This window comes from Chelativorans alearensis (assembly GCF_010993735.1).
Taxonomy (GTDB): domain Bacteria; phylum Pseudomonadota; class Alphaproteobacteria; order Rhizobiales; family Rhizobiaceae; genus Chelativorans; species Chelativorans alearense.
Map to the genome: position 1 here is coordinate 1 of NZ_WQNI01000031.1, position 16,638 is coordinate 16,638.

The window sequence follows — 16,638 nt, forward strand, 5'->3', positions numbered from 1 at the left end:
GATCGCGGTGACCCGTATACCAAGCGGGGCAACTTCTTGCGACAATGACGCCGAGAAGCCCTCGATCGCAAATTTTGCCGCCGCATATCTGTAGCCAGGTGGATTCTACCTTGAAGTGCGATTTGCAGCGATACCAATGGCTTGTCGCACGCAAGGACCCGCAGATGAAACGCACCTACTCGCAGATTGATCTCGACGAACGACGCAAGATCGAGCGCTGGCGCCAAGCCGGCGTCGGTGTCGACATGATCGCCGAGAAGCTCGGCCGTCATCGCTCGACTATCCGGTGCGTCCGGAGGGGCTTTATCTCAACACAGGGCACGGAACGCTCGGATGGACCATCGCGTGCGGCTCCGCTCGGATACTCGCCGACGTGATTTCAGATCAAACACCAAAAGTCGACGTGAGCGTGCTTGGGCCAACGCGGAGGTATGATATTGGCTCACGGAGCTACGAGGCATGATGGTACCACTCTAGAGGGCCGGCGCCGTCCTGACAATCATGCGGTCGACGGCCGCGCACACCGGTTCGAGGCAGACGTAGGTAGGCAAAGGATTTCGCCTCAACCGACATGGCCTTCTTCGTCCTCCACCCGGACTAACACCATGTCCAGCTCGTGCCAGCGGCTCGGTGTGCCGCCCGTCCTCGCACCACATCCGCAAAAGGAACGCGAAGCGCAAATGGACACAACGACAGGCCTGGTCTCTACTGCCGAGACCCGTTCGGCGGCACAAAACAGTCTGGCTTGGGGCGCGAAGGGTCGAAATATGAGCTCGAGGATTTCCTGGAACTCAAATACGTCTGCCTGTCGGTGTGTCCGCCCCTCTCGATCAGCGATTCTATTCGCGCCTCACCGAGTGCCAACCGATCCTCCCTGCCAGCATCGGAAATCCAGCCGCTCAATGGCGTCCGGAGAGCAGCGTGCCGAAGCCCGGTACCGCACGTTTCAGACCGAGATGCTTCAGCATCATGTATGTCGTCGCCACAGACGAGGAGATCACCGGCAATCCGGTACGATCCTCGATGATCTGGATAGAAGCGAGCGACGGCATCTGGACACAGGCGGACGCGATGATCGCATCCGTGCCGGCAGTCTTGAGCCGCTTGGTGATCTCGGCCGGCGCGAGCGGATCCTGGCGGCCCACTTCGAGGTTATCAGGCATCTCTAGAGAGATGCTGTCAACCACCTCGATCCCTTCGTTCTCGATATAGTCGATGACCAACTGCGTCAGGGGCTTCATGTAAGGTGCGAGGATCGAGACCGTCTTAGCACCGATTGCGTTCAGACCGTCGACAAGGGCACCGGCACTGGTGACGACTGGTGCGGGAGCACCATTCTCCACCGTCCTCCTGTGCAGACGCTCCTCGGACAGGCGGTGGTAACCCCGGCCCATGCTCATGATCGCAACCAGGCACGCATAGCCCAGAACGTCAATCCGCGCGTCGGAAAGCTCCAGGGCACAACGGTCGCTGTCAGCATCCATCGCCGCAAGTTCTTCCTTCGTCACCTTCTTCATACGCATGCGACTGGAATGGAAGGTGAAGCGTTCCGGTTCGATAGCCTCGCGGGCGCGGAGCACCGCCGGAACCTCCGTTTCCATGGTCGTATTCGAGGACGGAACAATCTGGCCGATCCGATAGGTGCGAAACTCGCTCATTGCTCAGACTCCTGAACGGTTTCGGTGGCCATATCAGAAATGGCTGAACTGCCTTCCGCGTCCGCGTCGTCAAAGTGCGCGGGCTGATGAGCTCTGCGGTTCACGCGCAGATCGAAGACGTCAAAGCGATTGTAGTGCCCGGTGATATCATGCATCTGCCGTGGTTGGATGCAGCGCGATAGGTCAATGTCGGCATAGATGATGCCCTCGTCATCGATCAGTGATTCTCCGATGACCCGACCGTCCGGTCCGAGGATGCCGGAGAACGCGCTATTGCGACGTGCCAGCAACTCGCGCGCCTGAGGATGCAACGCGCTTACGGCTTCGACAATCTCCTGCGAAATGGTCGAGCACGATACGATCGTGAAGACCTTGCCCTCAAAACTGTGGGCGGCGGCGCGTACTTTGATGGCATCCGCCATGTCGTAGTCCGGTGGTGCGACCGGCAGCGCGATGTAGCTCGCGACATGGACCAGTTCCCCCTGCGCAAGCAGCGCGAAGCGCGCCAAGGTATTCGTATTCTCTCCGCAGGCGAGTGCGCCGAGCCGGCCAATGCTGGTCTCGTGCACTCTAAGAGCCGAGGCGTCGCCGGGCGTCCATGTCAGCTTTTCGGCCCAGGTCGGCACCAGCTTTCGATGCCGCCCGAGGATGCGCCCGTCGTCAGCGATCGTCACCAGCGTGTTGTAGATCGTGCCGATACCGTAAGGACTGCGCTCGTTGACGCCGACCACCACGTTGACCTTGTGGCGCGCGGCCGCCTGCGCGATTTTGGTGATTTCTGGCCCCGGAACCTCGATGGCCGAACGCGCTAGCTTCTCGAACCAGGGGCTGCCCTCTATGGGGTTCATCACCCAGTTCCAGTACGGATAGCCGGCGACGAAGACCTCAGGAAAGGCCACGAGCCCGGCCCCCTTGCCGGCCGCCTCACCGACTAGGTCACAGACCTTTTCAACGGTGGCGTCGGTATCCAAAAAGACTGGTGCGGCCTGAACGGCGGCGGCTTTGAATTTCGGCAGGTCGAGCATAAACCACTCCTTGCTTGAAAGACCGGTGGGATGGAAACGTGACGGGGCAATGCCGGTGGCGGCGCCTAGTCCGCCACGACCAGATTTCTGAGCGTCCCGATCCCGCCGACACCCGCCTCGGGCGTGACGAGATCGACTGAGCCCAGCACATGATCGCGAACATTCTGGTAGCGCCAAAGTTCTGCGCCAAAGCCAAGACATCGGCAGGATTGGATGCCGCCTGCGCGAAGGCTGCCTTAAAGGGTATCAGAACGTTTCTCCTTCGGCATCTCGGGCAATCGAGGCGTGTAGGGCCCGGACCAGAACGCCATCGGGCTCGCAAAGACTGAGCGCAATGTCGAAATGATTGTGCGACGGCATGTCGATCACCTGGGTCGCATGTCCGGCTTTTCGCCAAGCCGCTGCGTAATCCAGCGTCTGGCGGATGAATTCGCCTCTCTCTAGCCCGCCAACGGAGGCGATCAACCGCGCCCCGGTTCTTTCGGGGATCCGCCGGATGGGCGAGTTCTCGGCAATCGATGCCGCATCAAAATGCATCCAGCCATTCACCTGCGTGTGCTGCAAGGGCTCCAGCTCGTGCAGTCCGCTCAGGGCCAGCACGGTGCCAAGCGTATCCTCGGGCAGGCCGAACGTTTCGAGCCAGTCGCCGGCATGTATCCGGTGCACATCGAGACCATGTTTCGCTCCGTTCCGCTTCAGCCAAGCGACGGCGCTGCGCACCTGCCGCACCATTTCGTCTATGCCGGCTTCGGGCGCGAGAGTGCAGTTCATCACGGCGACCGATATCCCGTGCGCGGTCAGGCCGCCGGCGGCAAAGGCGTTGTCCTCCTTGGAACCGCTGCGCCAGTAACCGCCGTGAATCCATAGAAAGACCGGGCTGCCGCCGCCGGCCCTGTAAAGATCGAGCCTCTCGTCGCTCCACAGGTCGTAGACGATGTCGCGCACGGCTGCGAGATTCTGCTTGACGCGCTCGCTTTCGACCACATAGCGGGCATGTTCGGCATCGAAAGAGGCAATGCTTTCACGCGCGTTGTATTCGCGCTCCAGCGTGGCCCGGTCCATGCCCCGATAGAGTGGCGATGGGACATCCATGCTCATACCCCCAGATAGCGATGCGCGAGGTCTTCGTTGGCGGAGAGCTCTTCCGGCGAGCCCTGCCAAACCACCCTGCCCTTTTCGACGATGTGATGCCGGTCGACGAGCGGGGCCATTTCCTTGAGGTTCTTGTCGACCACGAGGATCGACTGGCCGAGTTCCTTCTACTGACGCAGGGTCGCCCAGATGTCGGCGCGGATCAGCGGGGCGAGCCCTTCCGTCGCCTCATCGAGGATCAGGAGCGCCGGGTTGGTCAAAAGCGCCCGGCCGACGGCCGTAGAAGCCGCCGGACTTCATGACTGTGGGCTGCACGGCAGCAAGCACGTTGGAGAAATTCACGCCCGTGAACAGCTTGACACCTGATTGCACCAGCCGGTCGGCCGACTGCTTGGCATTGGCCGGCTTCAGGCCATCGTCCTCGACCTCGAGCACCACGGGGGTGTCACCCAGCTTGCCGTCTTCGCCGATGGCCAGCATGAAGGCATCGCGGATGTCCTCGCCGATATAGCCGGCCGGTGTCGACAGGGTGGTGATGAAGCCGATGCGCAGATCCTCCGCGGCCGCCTGGGCGACCATGACCATTCCAAGCGCGGTGGCCAGAAGACCGGTCCGCATGGCCTTGCCGTTAAGTCCCATTGTCATGTTCTGCTCCCTTGGATTGCGCTCGTGAAGCCGGATCAGCCGGCCTTGCGCTGACGCGAGAAATCATTGCCGACAGCCACCACCGGATGGCGGATCGTGCCGATGCCCTCGACGCAAGCTTCCACCACATCGCCGGGCCACAGCCATTCCTGCGGGTCGCGGCCCGCGCCGACGCCTTCGGGCGTACCGGTGGCGATGATGTCGCCGGGATCGAGCGTGATGGCGGCCGAGATGTCGGAGATCAGCGTCGGGATCTTGAAGAGCATGTGCTTGGTGTTCGATCCCTGCTTGCGCTCGCCATTGACGGTGAGCCAAAGGTCCAGATCGTGCGGATCCCCGACCTCATCGGCGGTGACAATGCAGGGACCGAATGGCGCGAAACTGTCCTGCCCCTTGGAGTAGATCCACTGGCCGGCACGGCGATTGTCACGCGCGCTGACATCGATCATGACGCTGTAGCCGAACACGTAGGATGAAGCGTCTTCTTCGCTCACTCTGGTGGCCTTGCGCCCCATGACGACGGCGAGTTCCACTTCCCAATCGAGCTGCTGCGTGATGGAGGCGTTGTGCTCGATGGCATCGTCCGGACCGATCACCGCCATGGGCGGCTTGCTGAAAATGACCGGTTCCGCGGGAAGGTCCTTCGACGTGTCGAGCGTGCGGCTCGATTCCTCCACGTGCTCGACATAGTTGAGGCCGATGCCGAAGATGTTCTTGCGCGGCCGTGGGATGGGCGCGAGCAATCGCACATTGACGAGCGGCACGGTGGTGCGCACCGGCCATACGCCGCGCGCATCGTCCAGAAGCCGCTTCAGCGCCGCCAGGCCGTCCGGGCCAAGGTCGATTAGTTCCAGCATGGAGTGCGGGAAATCCTTACCGAAGGCAATGCCGAGCGCTTCCACATCGACAATGCTATCATCCTCGATCACGCCAAGGCGCGCGGGCGCCTCGACCGAGGCCCTGTAGGTAACCAGTCGCATTCAGATATTTCCTTGATCAGTCTTGTGGTTGGTGACCGCCATTGTCGGCCAGCGCTTCTTCGCGGTAGAGACCGAGCGAACGCATCACCGGTAGGTCGTTGAAACAGAAGAGGCAGGCATCGTCGCTGTCGGACAAATTGGCGTGTTCGTGCCAGGCCCAGGACGGCACGCACAAAATGTCGCGTTCCTGCCAATCGAACCGCTTGCCGCCGATGACCGAATATCCCTTGCCCTTGGCCACCTGGTAGAGATAGCTGCCCGTGTGACGGTGCGCCTTTGTCTTCTCTCCGGGCCGCAGCATCTGCATGCTGGCGCCGATCGTCTGCATGACGGGTCCCGAATTGACCGGGTTGATATATTCCATCATGACGCCGTCATAGGGCGACCCGTCGGTCGCTTCGGCATAGCGCTTCAGCGCTTCGTAGGTGCGCTCCCATTCATATTTGTAGAGCGGGGAATAGCCCTTGTCCCAGGCGCCGCCGCCCGGTGTCAAACCCGGATTGCCCCAGGTCTTGGTCATGTCGTCGACCGCATAGCCGACAGCCTGCCGCAGATCCGGATGGACTTCGTAGAAGTTCGCTTCGAGCGTGTTGACGAGCGGAATGTCGAGACCGTCCTGCCAGATGCAGGGACTGCCGCTCTCCTCCACACCATGCTCGTGCCAGGTGCCGTTCGGCGTCAGCACGAAGTCGTTGGCATTGAGCGTCATCTTGTGACCGTCGACAATGGTATAGGCGCCCGAGCCCTCCATGATGAAGCGCAGCGCAGAGGCCGAATGCCGGTGCGCGGAGGCGGCCTCACCCGGATGCATGACCTGCAATCCCGAATAGAGCCAGCCCACGGCGGCGGCCACATCCCGACGACCGGGATTGTTTAGATAGATCACGCGGCGCCCCGCCTTTTCCGGTGTTACCAGCTCGACGGACCTCAGAACATGCTCGCGCAGATCGCGATAGCGCCAGATCATTGGCACGGAAGAAGATAGCGGCTCCCAGGGCTCGATCTTGTTGGCGACGGTCCATAACGCGCCGGCTTCCAGCGCCTCCAGCTCGTCGTAATAGGCCAGAAGCTCCGGCGTATCCTCCACATTGGCGCGGCCCGCCACGTCCTCGCGGTAGTTTTCCCTGTCTGACGACATCTCAACCTCCACTTTGCGATGGTCGAACCATAACAGCAGGATTTTCGCTGTAAATATGTATTTTCGCAAATCATAGTTTTTATCGTATATTGCATCCAGAGCCGTGCTATGCCAAAAGAGCGAAACACTGCGAATGGGAAAGAGTTGTGTCGGCAAAGAAGATCCCGCGTGAAACCACGCTAACCGAAAACGCCTATCAGAAACTGCGCTGGGACATCGTCACCGGCATGTTGGAGGCGGGCAGCCCGCTTCGACTCGAAGACCTCAAGCAGCGCTACGGCCTCGGCTACTCGCCCCTGCGCGAAGCGCTGAACCGATTGCACGGTGAGCGTCTTGTCATGTCGGTGGCGCTCCGCGGCTTCACCGTCGCCCCGCTATCGCTCACCGAGATGTGGGATGCCATCGACACCCGCATCCACATCGAGGCGGAAGCATTGCGACGCGCGATAGAGTTTGGTGACGACGATTGGGAAATCGAGGTGATCTCGGCCTTCCATGGGCTGTCCTTGAAGGCGAAGAAACTCGAGACACTCGAAGCTCCGCCCATGGAAGAGTTGAAGGCGCTGGAACAGCGGCATCACCGCTTTCATCACGCGCTCATCAGCGCCTGCCGTTCGAAATGGCTTCTCGACTTTTCGGAAAAGCTGTACGTGGAGACGGAGCGCTATCGTTTCCCGGTTCTCGGAGGGGCCCGCGCCCGACCTTCGCGCGATCTCACAAAGGAGCATCAGGAGATTATGGACGCTGCGGTCTCGCGTGACACCGACAAGGCGATCTCGCTCCTGTGCGGTCATTACCAGCGAACCGGGGAAACCCTTTCTGCGCGCTACCAGCCAACCAGAACGATGGTTACCACTGGAACAGACGGGCTGCATGGATAATTCGCTGGAGGACGCGAACAACTGCACTTACAATGTATCCGACATCGACCATGGCTCTCGACCGCCTATCCGGGGAAAGATCGTCCCGGATAGGGCGCAGTTGAGGTCCTCGACCGTCGTCCGATCTCCTCCCTTGGGACGAAGCTGGAGGCGGGACTCGTGCGCAGATCTCCAACATTCAGAAGGGAACGGCTGGTCGTCACGACATCACAACCCGGTTTTTTCGTCGCATCCGTCTCAGTCGAAGAGATCTTGGACACCGATGCGCGCATACTGATCGAACGTGAGGGGCTCAGGTGCTCGATCCCCGATAACAAGCGGTAATCATTTCCAACTAGAGCGGGATGAAGCAAGGCTGAATCGGCGTGGATTCCTTTCGGGAGGGAATTCTGATCAACATGCTGGCTGGGGAAGGAGGCCAGCATGGATGGGTCGACCGTATTCGATGGATCTTCGCGAGCGCGTTGTTGCGGCGGTCAAGCAGGAAGGGATGTCGCGGCACCAGGCGGCGGCACGCAGGGGACGTGGTCGAACGTTTCATGTCCACAATAGACGCATTGCCGACCTAATCATGAACCCGCCGAGGACGATCGGCGAGATGAGCGGCAAGCTCATTCAGGAACATCCTACCCGCAAGCTGCAGGGAATGGCGGGTGCGATAGATGGCGTGGATCGATACGGTCGGCGGGCGCCAACCCGGCAGGACGAGGCGCAGCCGCCCCCTCTCCAGATCGTCCCGGCATTGAGCCAGCGGTAGACGCGTCATTCCGCGTCCCGCAAGTGCGAATTTGTGCGCAACCGACAAGCTATTGGTAATCAGACGCAACCGGACGGGCACCTCCGTGACCTCGTCCGTCAGGGAGACCAGTCGCCAAAGCGAGGTGCGGTCCTCCTCCCACCAACCGATTGCTGAAAGATTGGTGAGATCCCCGGGCTCCTCGATGATTGGGGCTGCCTCCAGCCATTCCTCCGATGCAACCAGCACATATTCCGACCTGAGCACCCTGCGCGCGATCATATCAGAATCCGGTAATTCGCCTCGCGAGGCGATCAGCGCGATGTCGTAACGGTCCATCTCGGGTGGCTTGGTGCCGTCCGTCGTATCCAGCGTAATGGTCACCATCGGATTGCGCGTGGAAAAACCAATACAGAAATCGGCAATCACACGGTCGGTCAGAATGGCGGGGCAGGCGATCCGAAGTGTACCCGTCGGCTTAGAATGACTTTCCTGGATAATGCGTAGCGCATTTTCGCCCTCGGTGCGGATCGCCTCTCCGCGGCGCGCAAGGTCTAGTCCGATCGGCGTCGGTACGAAATGACGCGACGACCGTTCGATCAGGCGGACCGAAAGGCGCTTTTCCAACTCGTCGATCCTGCGGCTCAACCGTGATTTGGGGATTCCGCTCAAAGCGCTGGCCCTGGTAAATCCACCCGCCTCGATCACCAGTGACAACAGGGCCAGATCGTCATGCATGTTCACCTCGTCCGGAATATGGAACTTAGCATTCTGAAATCAGGACGATAAATCAAATTGGTCGAATGACACAGGAGAGAATTTTCGCCCAACTTCCCCGTTCATTTCCCCTAATTGCTAAAATTAAAGGATTTTTTTGCCCTCTACCTGCTGCTAGCGGGATCGGCTCCTGTGTCCTTCGGTAAACGATTTACCAGTAGGGACCGATGTCATGCAGACGGATTATCGAAAATCCTGCTTTACATATATTTTGGACCTGACTAGCGTCCCCGACAACACACAAAAATAGATGGGGAATGTGTCGGAGGTCAGCCCATCGGATCGGCTGTCGAGTGGTGCTTTTTTTGCCGATCTTCCCCCACCCAAACGGAGAAGAGCCGTGCAGCCCATCATCAGCTTTTCGGAAGTGGCACTCCATCTTGGCAACATCGCCATCTATGACGATATCACCTTCGATGTTGCGAGCGGCGAGTTCCTTTGCCTACTGGGTCCGTCGGGTTGCGGAAAGTCCACCGCGCTGCGGCTAATGGGCGATTTACTTCCGATTCAGGCAGGTGCCGTCCGGATCGGTGGCCAGGCCCCAGCGGAGGCTACCGACAGGCTGGCCTATGTCTTTCAGCAACCGCGCCTGCTGCCCTGGCGCAACGTGCTGGCCAATGCCGCCTTCGGCGTCGAGATGCGGATTCCGCAAATGCCGAGGGCCGAGCGCGAGGAACGCGCTCGCGTCCAGCTCGAACGGGTCGGCCTTGGCAACGACATGGCCAAGATGCCGCTGATGCTGTCCGGCGGCGAGCGTCAGCGCGTTGCCATTGCGCGTGCCTTGGCGCTCAACCCGGAAATTATCCTGATGGACGAGCCGTTTTCCGCGCTCGATCCGAACACGCGCCATCGCCTGCGCGATCAGCTCATCAAGCTTTGGAAGCAGTCGGGCAAGACTGTGATCTTCGTCACGCACGACATGGATGAAGCACTCTATCTAGCCGACCGCATCGTGGTATTTTCGGCAAAGCCGGCGCGTGTCGCCGCCGTGGTAGAGGTGGAGGAGCCTCGCCCCCGTGACGTTCTGGGCGACCGCTCGCTGCTTGCAAAACGTGACGAGCTTCTACGACTCTTCGCCGCAATCTAGCACAGACACAACAACCACCCAATAGGAGGCAGTCATGATCCGCCTAGCACTCGCAGCCGCGTTTGTAGTAGTTACCTCTGTCGGCGCCTTTGCGCAGCAGAAGACGATCACCTTCTCGCATCTGGCCAATCCCAGCCATGAAGCCGCGCTTTATGCGATCAAGCAAGACATCGTCACCTCCGACAAAATCACCGTCGAGGTCACACCGCTCGACATCGCCGCCCTCCAGCAGGCTATTGCTGCGCGCACCTTCGACGTTGTGGAAGGAGCTGCGATGGCGGTCCCCCGCGCTAATGCCCGTGGGCTGCCACTCGAAATCATCGGCATCGGCCAGCGCGCCAACGAGGCGGGCCAAGGCGCAAATGTCTGGGTTAAGGCCGACAGCGGCATTCAAGAACCGGAGGACCTACGCGGCAAGCGGGTCGGCGTCTATACGCTTAGCAGCGCCGGCGTGACGCTTATCCGCATTGCACTCAACCAGATCTGGGGACTGGACGTCGATACACGAAACGGCGATTTCACCTTCGTCGAACTGCCCGAAACTGCACTCGCCGCCGCACTGGCCGCCGACAATGTGGATGCGGCGGCACTTATCCATGCCCAAGCCTATGAGGCCATAAAGAGCGGCGAGTTCCGTCCCATCGCCCGGACCGGCGAGGCTATGAACGAGAAGTTTGGGTTGCAGACGGTAACGTCGGTTCTGGTGGGCTATCGTGACAAGTTGGCGGAGGACCCTCAATCCTATCGGGAATTCCTGCGCATGTTCCGTGAATCGGTGGATTACGCGCTGGCCAACCAGGACGAAGTGTTCGCCGCTGTCGGCGACGCCGAAGGCATTGAACCCGAATTCTTCCACTACTGGTTCAACGAGTTTTCCAGCATTCCCGTCTATGTCAGCCAGAACGATCTCGACGCGATCGACATGCTATGGGAGCAGTCTACGGCGCTTGGCGTTCTCGATGTTCCTCACCTCCCGGCGAAGGAAGCGGTCTGGGAAAACGCCATCTTTGAAGGGCAGATTAGCGAGTGACCCAAGCTGCCGTTCCTGACTGCCGGCGAGCCCCCGGAATGCAGATTAACTCTCGCAGCCGACAGAAATGGGTGGCGAACCTCGCGACACTTATTTTTGTCGGCGCCTGGTGGGTCTATTCGCTGTTCGTACCAGCCTACCAGGTGCCCGGCCCGGAGCTGGTGGCCAGCCTAATGCTGGATATCGTGGTCGATTTCGATCTTCGCCTGCAGCTCTTCTACTCGCTCTACCACGTCCTTACGGCGATCGCGCTGTCCTTCGTGATCGGCTTCGTGCTGGCGCTTGTCTCGAAGTACTGCTGGCAGATGAGCGGCTTCATCGACAATCGTGCAACGCCGTTCCTCAATTCCTTTTCCGGAATCGGCTGGCTGTTCATGGCGATGATGTGGTTCGGCGTCACGTCCGGCACGGTCATCTTCGCCGTCACCATGATCCTGATCCCTTTCGCGATCATCAACATTCGCACCGGTCTTGAGGAGCTGGACGATGAAATCGGCGAGCTGGGACGAAGCCTGACGCGCAATCCGATACTGATTTTCTTCAAGATCACGCTGCCAATGCTAGTGCCCTACCTGTTCGCAACCTTGCGCACGGCATTCGGTGTTGGTTGGAAGGTGGTGCTGACGGCGGAGCTTTTCGGTGGCAATTCGGGCGTCGGATACATGCTCAATTCCGCTAGGCAGGAATTCCACACCGAGATGATCTTCGCCATCATCTGCTTCATTATCCTGTTCGTCTACCTGTCCGAAGTTCTGTTCTTCTCGCCGCTCCAAAGGCAGTTGAAGCGGAGGTTTGCCCGTGAATAAGTTGCTTACGCCCAGGCAAGCGTCCTTCCAGCGCGTCGTCACGGAGGGTGGTGTCGTGCTGGTGATCCTCGCATGGTGGTGGTTCGCCAAAGACATGCCCGCCTTTGTGATGCCAACCCCGCAAGCGGTCCTGTCCAGGCTGCTTAAATTCCTCTACGATCCGCGCCTCATGTCCCATGCCGGCATCAGTTTCATGCGGGTCGGCGTCGCGGTGGCGCTTGCCACGATCATTTCGCTCGCCATCGGGCTTCTCACCCGGCGGTTCGCGATCCTGGAAGAGCTGGTCGAAAGACGGCTCCTGACCTTCCTTAACAGCTTTCCTTCGGTCGGCTGGGCCATCCTCGCCGTGATCTGGTTTCAGATCTCGAATGGCACGGTGATCTTCATCCAGGTGGTGATCGTATTGCCCTTCTGCCTGATCAACGTGCTGGAAGGTCTGCGCCAGGTGGATCCTGAACTGGTCGAGATGGGACGTAGCTACACCCGCTCGTCACGCCGGTTGTTGCTCCGGCTTGTGCTGCCGCTCGTCATGCCTTTTTTGGCGGCGGGCTTGCGCGTTGCCTATGGCATCGCGTGGAAGATCGCTCTGGTATCGGAGCTTTTCGGTGCGCAGTCCGGCCTCGGCTATCTCTTGATGCAGGCTCAGGTCCGGGCCGATGCAACCCTTGTCTTCGCCTGCTGCCTTGCGATCGTACTGATCTTCGGAACCGTAGATCGTTTCGTGCTGCGCCCGCTGGCGCTGCGATATTCGGTCCGCCGCGCCGCATGAGCAGAAAATTCCAACCTTCGAAAGTAGCGTCATGACCTCTTCCCAACATACCATCCTACGAAACGGCAACATCCTGACGGTGGACGAGGCGTTCTCGGTCGCCCAGGGCGCCTCCATCCGCGACGGCCGCTTCGAAACCGTGGGGACGAATGAGGAGGTGTTGTCAACTGCGACCGCCGACAGCCGGATCATCGACCTCGGCGGCCGTACGGCAGTGCCCGGCCTATTCGATTCTCACCTGCATCTCTACATCACGGCTATGGAAGCCCCCCGCGTGCCGCTGATCGAATGCCGTTCCATCGCCGATGTCCAGAAGGCAGTCGCGGAGCGGGCCGCTATCACGCCGCCAGGAGAATGGATCATCGCGCGCATGGGATGGCACGAAAGCCTGCTTGAAGAAAACCGCCTGCCGACCAGGGACGAGCTGGATGCAGCCGCGCCGGACAATCCGGTCTTCGTTCCGCGCGGCGGCCATGTCGGCAGTGCCAATACCAAAGCGTTGGCCCTCGCCGGGATAGATGAGGAGACGATCGACCCGCGTGGCGGACTGATCGTGCGCGAGGTCGGGTCGCGGCGACCGACCGGTCTGCTGCTGGAGACGGCGTGTTACATGTTGCGCAAGGCGCTGCCCTCCCCTCCTCCGGCTGAAACCGAGAAGGCGCTGCTGCGCGACGCCATGGCGCTTCTAAATAGCTATGGGATCGTTGCCACGATGGATCCCGGACTGAATGCTCATCAGATCAGTCTTTACGAGGACCTACGCGAGGCCGGTGAAATCACCGTGCGCACCGATCTGATGTACCGCACCAACAACCTTGCGGATACGGAAGTCGGGGTCGGTTATGCTGGGTTCCGCGACGACGATCTACTGCGTTACGTCGGCGTCAAGTTCATGCTCGATGGCGGCGTGGAAGGTGCGCGGCACTACCAGCCTTATCAAATTGTGCCGGGCGAGCAGAACGAACCGGGCTATCGCGGCCTTTCCCTACTTCCCCCCGGCGGGGAGCCGGAATTCGTCGAATGCCTGAAGCTCGTGGCAAAGGCTGGAATGCAGGTGCAGACACATGGCGTCGGTGACGAAGCCATCGACACCATCGTGCGCTCCTACCTGGCGGCCGCAGAAGAAGTGCCAATCCGCGACCTTCGTTGGACGGTCATGCATATGCACAATGCGCCCGAGACTATCTTCGAGAAGATGCGCGAAGGAGGTATTCATGTAACAGTGCAGGACCAGAGCGTCCTGCTCGGCGCGAACAAGGTAAAATGGTGGGGCCGGGAACGCGCGGAATGGTCCACGCCCATCCGACGGATGATCGACGAGGGTATTCTCGTTGGCGGCGGCACCGACGCACCGATCCTACCAATCGATCCATTCATCTGCATGTGGTGGATGGTCACCCGCAATACGCTTCAGGGCGATTGTCTGGGGCCCGACCAGGCAATCACGGCACGCGAGGCGCTGGAGCTTTACACGATCAACAATGCTCGCATCATGGGCGTCGAGAACGATCGTGGTTCCATCGCAGCCGGTAAGCTGGCCGACCTAGCCGTGTTGAGCCAGAATCTGCTGGACGTCCCTGGCGAGCAGATCCGCAACACAAAGGCCCTAATGACAATATTGTCCGGAAAAATCGTCTTTCAGGATCCGTCCATGACGATCTGACAACCGGCAAACCACCGGGGATGCCCCTTCAGGGTCCCGCTCTCGGCCACCTCCAGAACTCAACGCCCCACCTCAGCATTGCGGTATCGCTCCAGTGAAGGCCGCCTTGCGGGCTGAGGGTGAACGTCGGAAGTCCTGGGGATAATCCTAGGAGTAGCCCTATGACGATGCCGAGAGTTGAGGTGATCACGTCGGGAGAGACGCCGTCGCTGGTCGGGCGATGAGAAAGAACGGCTGGTTGCGGAATCCCTCGAGCCGGGCGTAACGATTTCGGAAGTGGCGCGTGCGGCGGGCATTCACGTCAGCCAGCTGTTTCGTTGGCGCCAAGCAGCTTTGCGAGTGTGTCGAGCCTCAGCGGACGCCTCCGCCGCTTCCAGTCGAGATCGTGCCGCAAGCGCCAGCGGCACCGGTGGCGACTGACGAATCTGCGGCAGCTCCGGCTCGGCGCCGGTACAAGAGCGGCATCATCGAGATCGAGCTTGGCGGCGGGCGCCGGGGCCGCGTCTATCTCGACGTCGACACGGAGGTGCTGAGGCGGGTTCTCGAGCTTCTGGGTTCGCGATGATCCCGGTTCCGAGTGGCGTACGGGTATGGCTGGCAACGGGCCACACCGACATGAGGAAGGGGATTTCCCGGTTTGTCGCTGGTGGTGCAGGAGACGCTGAAGCGCGACCCGTTGAGCGGTCGCTTTGCAGTTAATTATGAGAATCGCCTGTCAACGATTTCAGTTGGTTAGCTGTGCACTTAATTTGAGAACGCGCATTTAATTCGGTAATCAAACCGGGCCATTTGGCATTTAATGTGAGAAGCAGTGTCGGCAAAGTAACGGCATCGAGTTCACCCAAGATGGTGCATGAAATTCAAAGGATTCATGACCTTCACGCTGATGCGATTACAGTTAACTTGAATCTGAGCTACCCCTTTCTCGCAATTAACTGCCAAACCTAACCAAGACGACCGCACTCTCACGATTAACTGCCAAGCGACACCAGGCAGACGATTGTCGCGATATTTAGCCGCGCGGATCTCCTCACCGGTGTCGAGCAGATAGTAGCTGTGACGCCCAGCGCGCGGAATTGGGGCGTTGCCGCCTCGATTCGGGCGAGATACTCCGCACGGGTGTCGGTGCCTTTGAACTGGTCGTTGAGAACCGCCCCCGGCGCATGAATATGCGGCTCCCAACGAAGCCAGCGTGATCCCGAATTTCCCATATGCCCTCCAGCGTTTATTGTTGTTGGCCAGCCGGGCCGACCGGAAAGCCTAGGTCCGCCAGCAAATTTGGAAATGACATCGTTGACGGCACGCTAGCGAAGGGCGCACCGTTCGCGAATGTCGGCATCGTCGCCGGCACTCTCGATCTCGAACTGGGCCACAGCCACCGGCCCCTCCCGCAGGTAGCGTTCCTCGGGGTTGGAGTCGCAAAAGCGCCTGGAAAGGATCGCGAGCGTCGCGCCGATCACCTCCGCATGCTTGCCGCCCATTGCCTCCTTGAAGCGGCTGACGGCGCCGTCAACAGCCCCCTCGCCGTGCTCGAGGCAATAGACGAGATCGTGGGCGTCCTTCCCCTCCCGCCTGTGATCGTAGGCAAAGGTCTTTTCGGCCTCAATCTGGACGAGCTGCTTCAGCAAGCCCGTGGCGTCGACAAGGTTGTGGATACGCCGCGTGGGGGCTGAATCCTCGACGTGGAAGAGGCCAGGTTCAACATAGCCGCCGGCAGGCAACGCACCGGCGGCAATGCCCGTTATATGCGAAGTAACGTTCGTCCCAAAACGAAGCCGGTTGGGGCGCTTGTTGGGCCGACGATGCCCGGGGTCCTTTTGATCTTAGCCGGACGTACACGACCGGTCCTCCGGTCGCGATTGCGTTCCGGATCGCAGTTGAAACGATGCACCCAGTCCCGCAGCGTCCGGCGGTCCATTCCGCCGATCCTGGCGGCATCGGCACGGCTCATGCCGTCAAGCACCGCCGCCAGCGAAAGCAGCCGGCTGCTCTGCCGAGCGTCCCCTGGGCACGGGCCAACCGGCGAAGCTCCGAGGCCGAATAGTCCGTTCGCAATTCAACTGCTGATCCCATCGGCGAATCTCCTTCGTCTCAATGGAATCACAAATCAGCCCGGGGAGGAATCTGGCCACACGAGTCAGAAATCAGCGCCGCTGGTATAACTCTCTCAGGCGATCGGTGCCTTCGAACGTCTCTCCTAAGTCTCGACAGTCTTTTTGTGGTCTCTCAATCTTTTTGAAATCTTGCCTGATATTCGTTTGGCGTTCTCAACACCCTCTTACTTTACGCGGTTTTTCTCGATGCAGACCGGCGAAAGTCCGCGCTCGTTTCGACGGCGGATGCGGACCCCG

The 16,638-nt window shown here is 60.1% G+C and carries 15 protein-coding genes and 7 pseudogenes; 11 read left to right on the forward strand and 11 right to left on the reverse strand.

Translation table 11 applies throughout. The features are described from left to right. A pseudogene (locus GPJ75_RS26935) lies at nucleotides 1-78 on the reverse strand (hypothetical protein); the annotation flags it as partial. 86 nt (nucleotides 79-164) lie between these two features. Here GPJ75_RS26935 and GPJ75_RS26940 point away from each other — a divergent pair. After that, nucleotides 165-284, forward strand: a pseudogene (locus GPJ75_RS26940) (helix-turn-helix domain-containing protein); the annotation flags it as partial. A 408-nt stretch (nucleotides 285-692) separates the two neighbouring features. Beyond that, nucleotides 693-814: pseudogene (locus GPJ75_RS27255) on the forward strand (aldehyde dehydrogenase family protein); the annotation flags it as partial. 85 nt (nucleotides 815-899) lie between these two features. Here GPJ75_RS27255 and GPJ75_RS26950 read toward each other — a convergent pair. From GPJ75_RS26950 to GPJ75_RS26980, 7 genes and pseudogenes are all read right to left on the reverse strand, one after another. Beyond that, on the reverse strand, nucleotides 900-1,658 hold the full coding sequence (locus GPJ75_RS26950; RefSeq protein WP_163273214.1) for a maleate cis-trans isomerase family protein: 759 nt from the start codon (nucleotides 1,656-1,658) through the stop codon (nucleotides 900-902). Beyond that, nucleotides 1,655-2,683 (reverse strand): carbon-nitrogen hydrolase family protein, encoded by a 1,029-nt coding sequence (locus tag GPJ75_RS26955; protein ID WP_163273216.1) that lies wholly within the window; start codon nucleotides 2,681-2,683, stop codon nucleotides 1,655-1,657. Before GPJ75_RS26955 ends, GPJ75_RS26950 begins: the two co-directional genes overlap by 4 nt. Before the next feature lie 246 nt (nucleotides 2,684-2,929). Beyond that, nucleotides 2,930-3,775 (reverse strand): alpha/beta hydrolase, encoded by an 846-nt coding sequence (locus GPJ75_RS26960; RefSeq protein WP_246249321.1) that lies wholly within the window; start codon nucleotides 3,773-3,775, stop codon nucleotides 2,930-2,932. A gap of 2 nt (nucleotides 3,776-3,777) precedes the next feature. Continuing rightward, nucleotides 3,778-4,053 (reverse strand): annotated as a pseudogene (locus GPJ75_RS27525) (ATP-binding cassette domain-containing protein); the annotation flags it as partial. Beyond that, nucleotides 4,004-4,420 carry an ABC transporter substrate-binding protein gene (locus tag GPJ75_RS26970; protein ID WP_343036433.1) on the reverse strand — a complete coding sequence of 139 codons (417 nt, stop codon included), beginning with the start codon at nucleotides 4,418-4,420 and terminating at the stop codon, nucleotides 4,004-4,006. The pseudogene GPJ75_RS27525 and the gene GPJ75_RS26970, both read right to left, overlap by 50 nt. Nucleotides 4,421-4,455: 35 nt before the next feature. Continuing rightward, entirely contained in the window at nucleotides 4,456-5,400 is a 945-nt protein-coding gene (locus GPJ75_RS26975) for a fumarylacetoacetate hydrolase family protein (RefSeq protein ID WP_163273218.1), read from the reverse strand. Between the two features lie 16 nt (nucleotides 5,401-5,416). Then, complete coding sequence (locus tag GPJ75_RS26980) at nucleotides 5,417-6,538, reverse strand: cupin domain-containing protein (RefSeq protein ID WP_163273221.1); 1,122 nt, start codon at nucleotides 6,536-6,538, stop codon at nucleotides 5,417-5,419. Nucleotides 6,539-6,684: 146 nt separating this feature from the next. On the opposite strand from GPJ75_RS26980, the gene GPJ75_RS26985 reads away from it, so the two are divergent. Together GPJ75_RS26985 and GPJ75_RS27265 are read left to right on the forward strand one after the other, a co-directional pair. Beyond that, entirely contained in the window at nucleotides 6,685-7,419 is a 735-nt protein-coding gene (locus GPJ75_RS26985) for a GntR family transcriptional regulator (protein ID WP_163273223.1), read from the forward strand. A gap of 427 nt (nucleotides 7,420-7,846) precedes the next feature. Next, nucleotides 7,847-7,942, forward strand: a pseudogene (locus tag GPJ75_RS27265) (IS630 family transposase); the annotation flags it as partial. Nucleotides 7,943-7,984: 42 nt separating this feature from the next. On the opposite strand, the gene GPJ75_RS26990 reads toward GPJ75_RS27265, so the two are convergent. Next, nucleotides 7,985-8,893: a LysR family transcriptional regulator gene (locus GPJ75_RS26990; RefSeq protein ID WP_163273225.1), complete on the reverse strand. Its 909-nt coding sequence runs from the start codon at nucleotides 8,891-8,893 to the stop codon at nucleotides 7,985-7,987. A 379-nt stretch (nucleotides 8,894-9,272) separates the two neighbouring features. Between GPJ75_RS26990 and GPJ75_RS26995 the strand changes: the two genes are divergently transcribed. The 7 genes and pseudogenes from GPJ75_RS26995 to GPJ75_RS27025 all read left to right on the forward strand — a co-directional run bounded on the left by GPJ75_RS26995 (nucleotide 9,273) and on the right by GPJ75_RS27025 (nucleotide 14,852). After that, nucleotides 9,273-10,019: an ABC transporter ATP-binding protein gene (locus GPJ75_RS26995; protein ID WP_163273227.1), complete on the forward strand. Its 747-nt coding sequence runs from the start codon at nucleotides 9,273-9,275 to the stop codon at nucleotides 10,017-10,019. Between the two features lie 34 nt (nucleotides 10,020-10,053). Further along, a complete protein-coding gene (locus GPJ75_RS27000) occupies nucleotides 10,054-11,049 on the forward strand; it encodes an ABC transporter substrate-binding protein (protein ID WP_163273229.1) in 996 nt (331 codons plus the stop codon). Further along, the gene (locus tag GPJ75_RS27005) at nucleotides 11,046-11,855 is read left to right on the forward strand and encodes an ABC transporter permease (protein WP_163273231.1); all 810 of its coding nucleotides are present in this window, start codon (nucleotides 11,046-11,048) and stop codon (nucleotides 11,853-11,855) included. The genes GPJ75_RS27000 and GPJ75_RS27005 overlap by 4 nt, the downstream gene beginning before the upstream one ends. Further along, nucleotides 11,848-12,624, forward strand: coding sequence for an ABC transporter permease (locus GPJ75_RS27010; RefSeq protein ID WP_163273233.1), 777 nt, complete (start codon nucleotides 11,848-11,850; stop codon nucleotides 12,622-12,624). The genes GPJ75_RS27005 and GPJ75_RS27010 overlap by 8 nt, the downstream gene beginning before the upstream one ends. 31 nt (nucleotides 12,625-12,655) lie before the next feature. Further along, nucleotides 12,656-14,287, forward strand: a complete 1,632-nt coding sequence (locus GPJ75_RS27015) for an amidohydrolase (protein ID WP_163273235.1) — start codon at nucleotides 12,656-12,658, stop codon at nucleotides 14,285-14,287. Nucleotides 14,288-14,494: 207 nt separating this feature from the next. Next, nucleotides 14,495-14,707 (forward strand): annotated as a pseudogene (locus tag GPJ75_RS27020) (transposase); the annotation flags it as partial. Beyond that, nucleotides 14,697-14,852, forward strand: coding sequence for a hypothetical protein (locus GPJ75_RS27025; protein ID WP_163273237.1), 156 nt, complete (start codon nucleotides 14,697-14,699; stop codon nucleotides 14,850-14,852). The pseudogene GPJ75_RS27020 and the gene GPJ75_RS27025, both read left to right, overlap by 11 nt. Nucleotides 14,853-15,591: 739 nt before the next feature. On the opposite strand, the gene GPJ75_RS27030 is transcribed toward GPJ75_RS27025, so the two are convergent. Beyond that, complete coding sequence (locus GPJ75_RS27030) at nucleotides 15,592-16,008, reverse strand: hypothetical protein (RefSeq protein ID WP_163273239.1); 417 nt, start codon at nucleotides 16,006-16,008, stop codon at nucleotides 15,592-15,594. A gap of 131 nt (nucleotides 16,009-16,139) precedes the next feature. Then, nucleotides 16,140-16,360, reverse strand: a pseudogene (locus GPJ75_RS27530) (helix-turn-helix domain-containing protein); the annotation flags it as partial. Nucleotides 16,361-16,638: the final 278 nt, after the last annotated feature.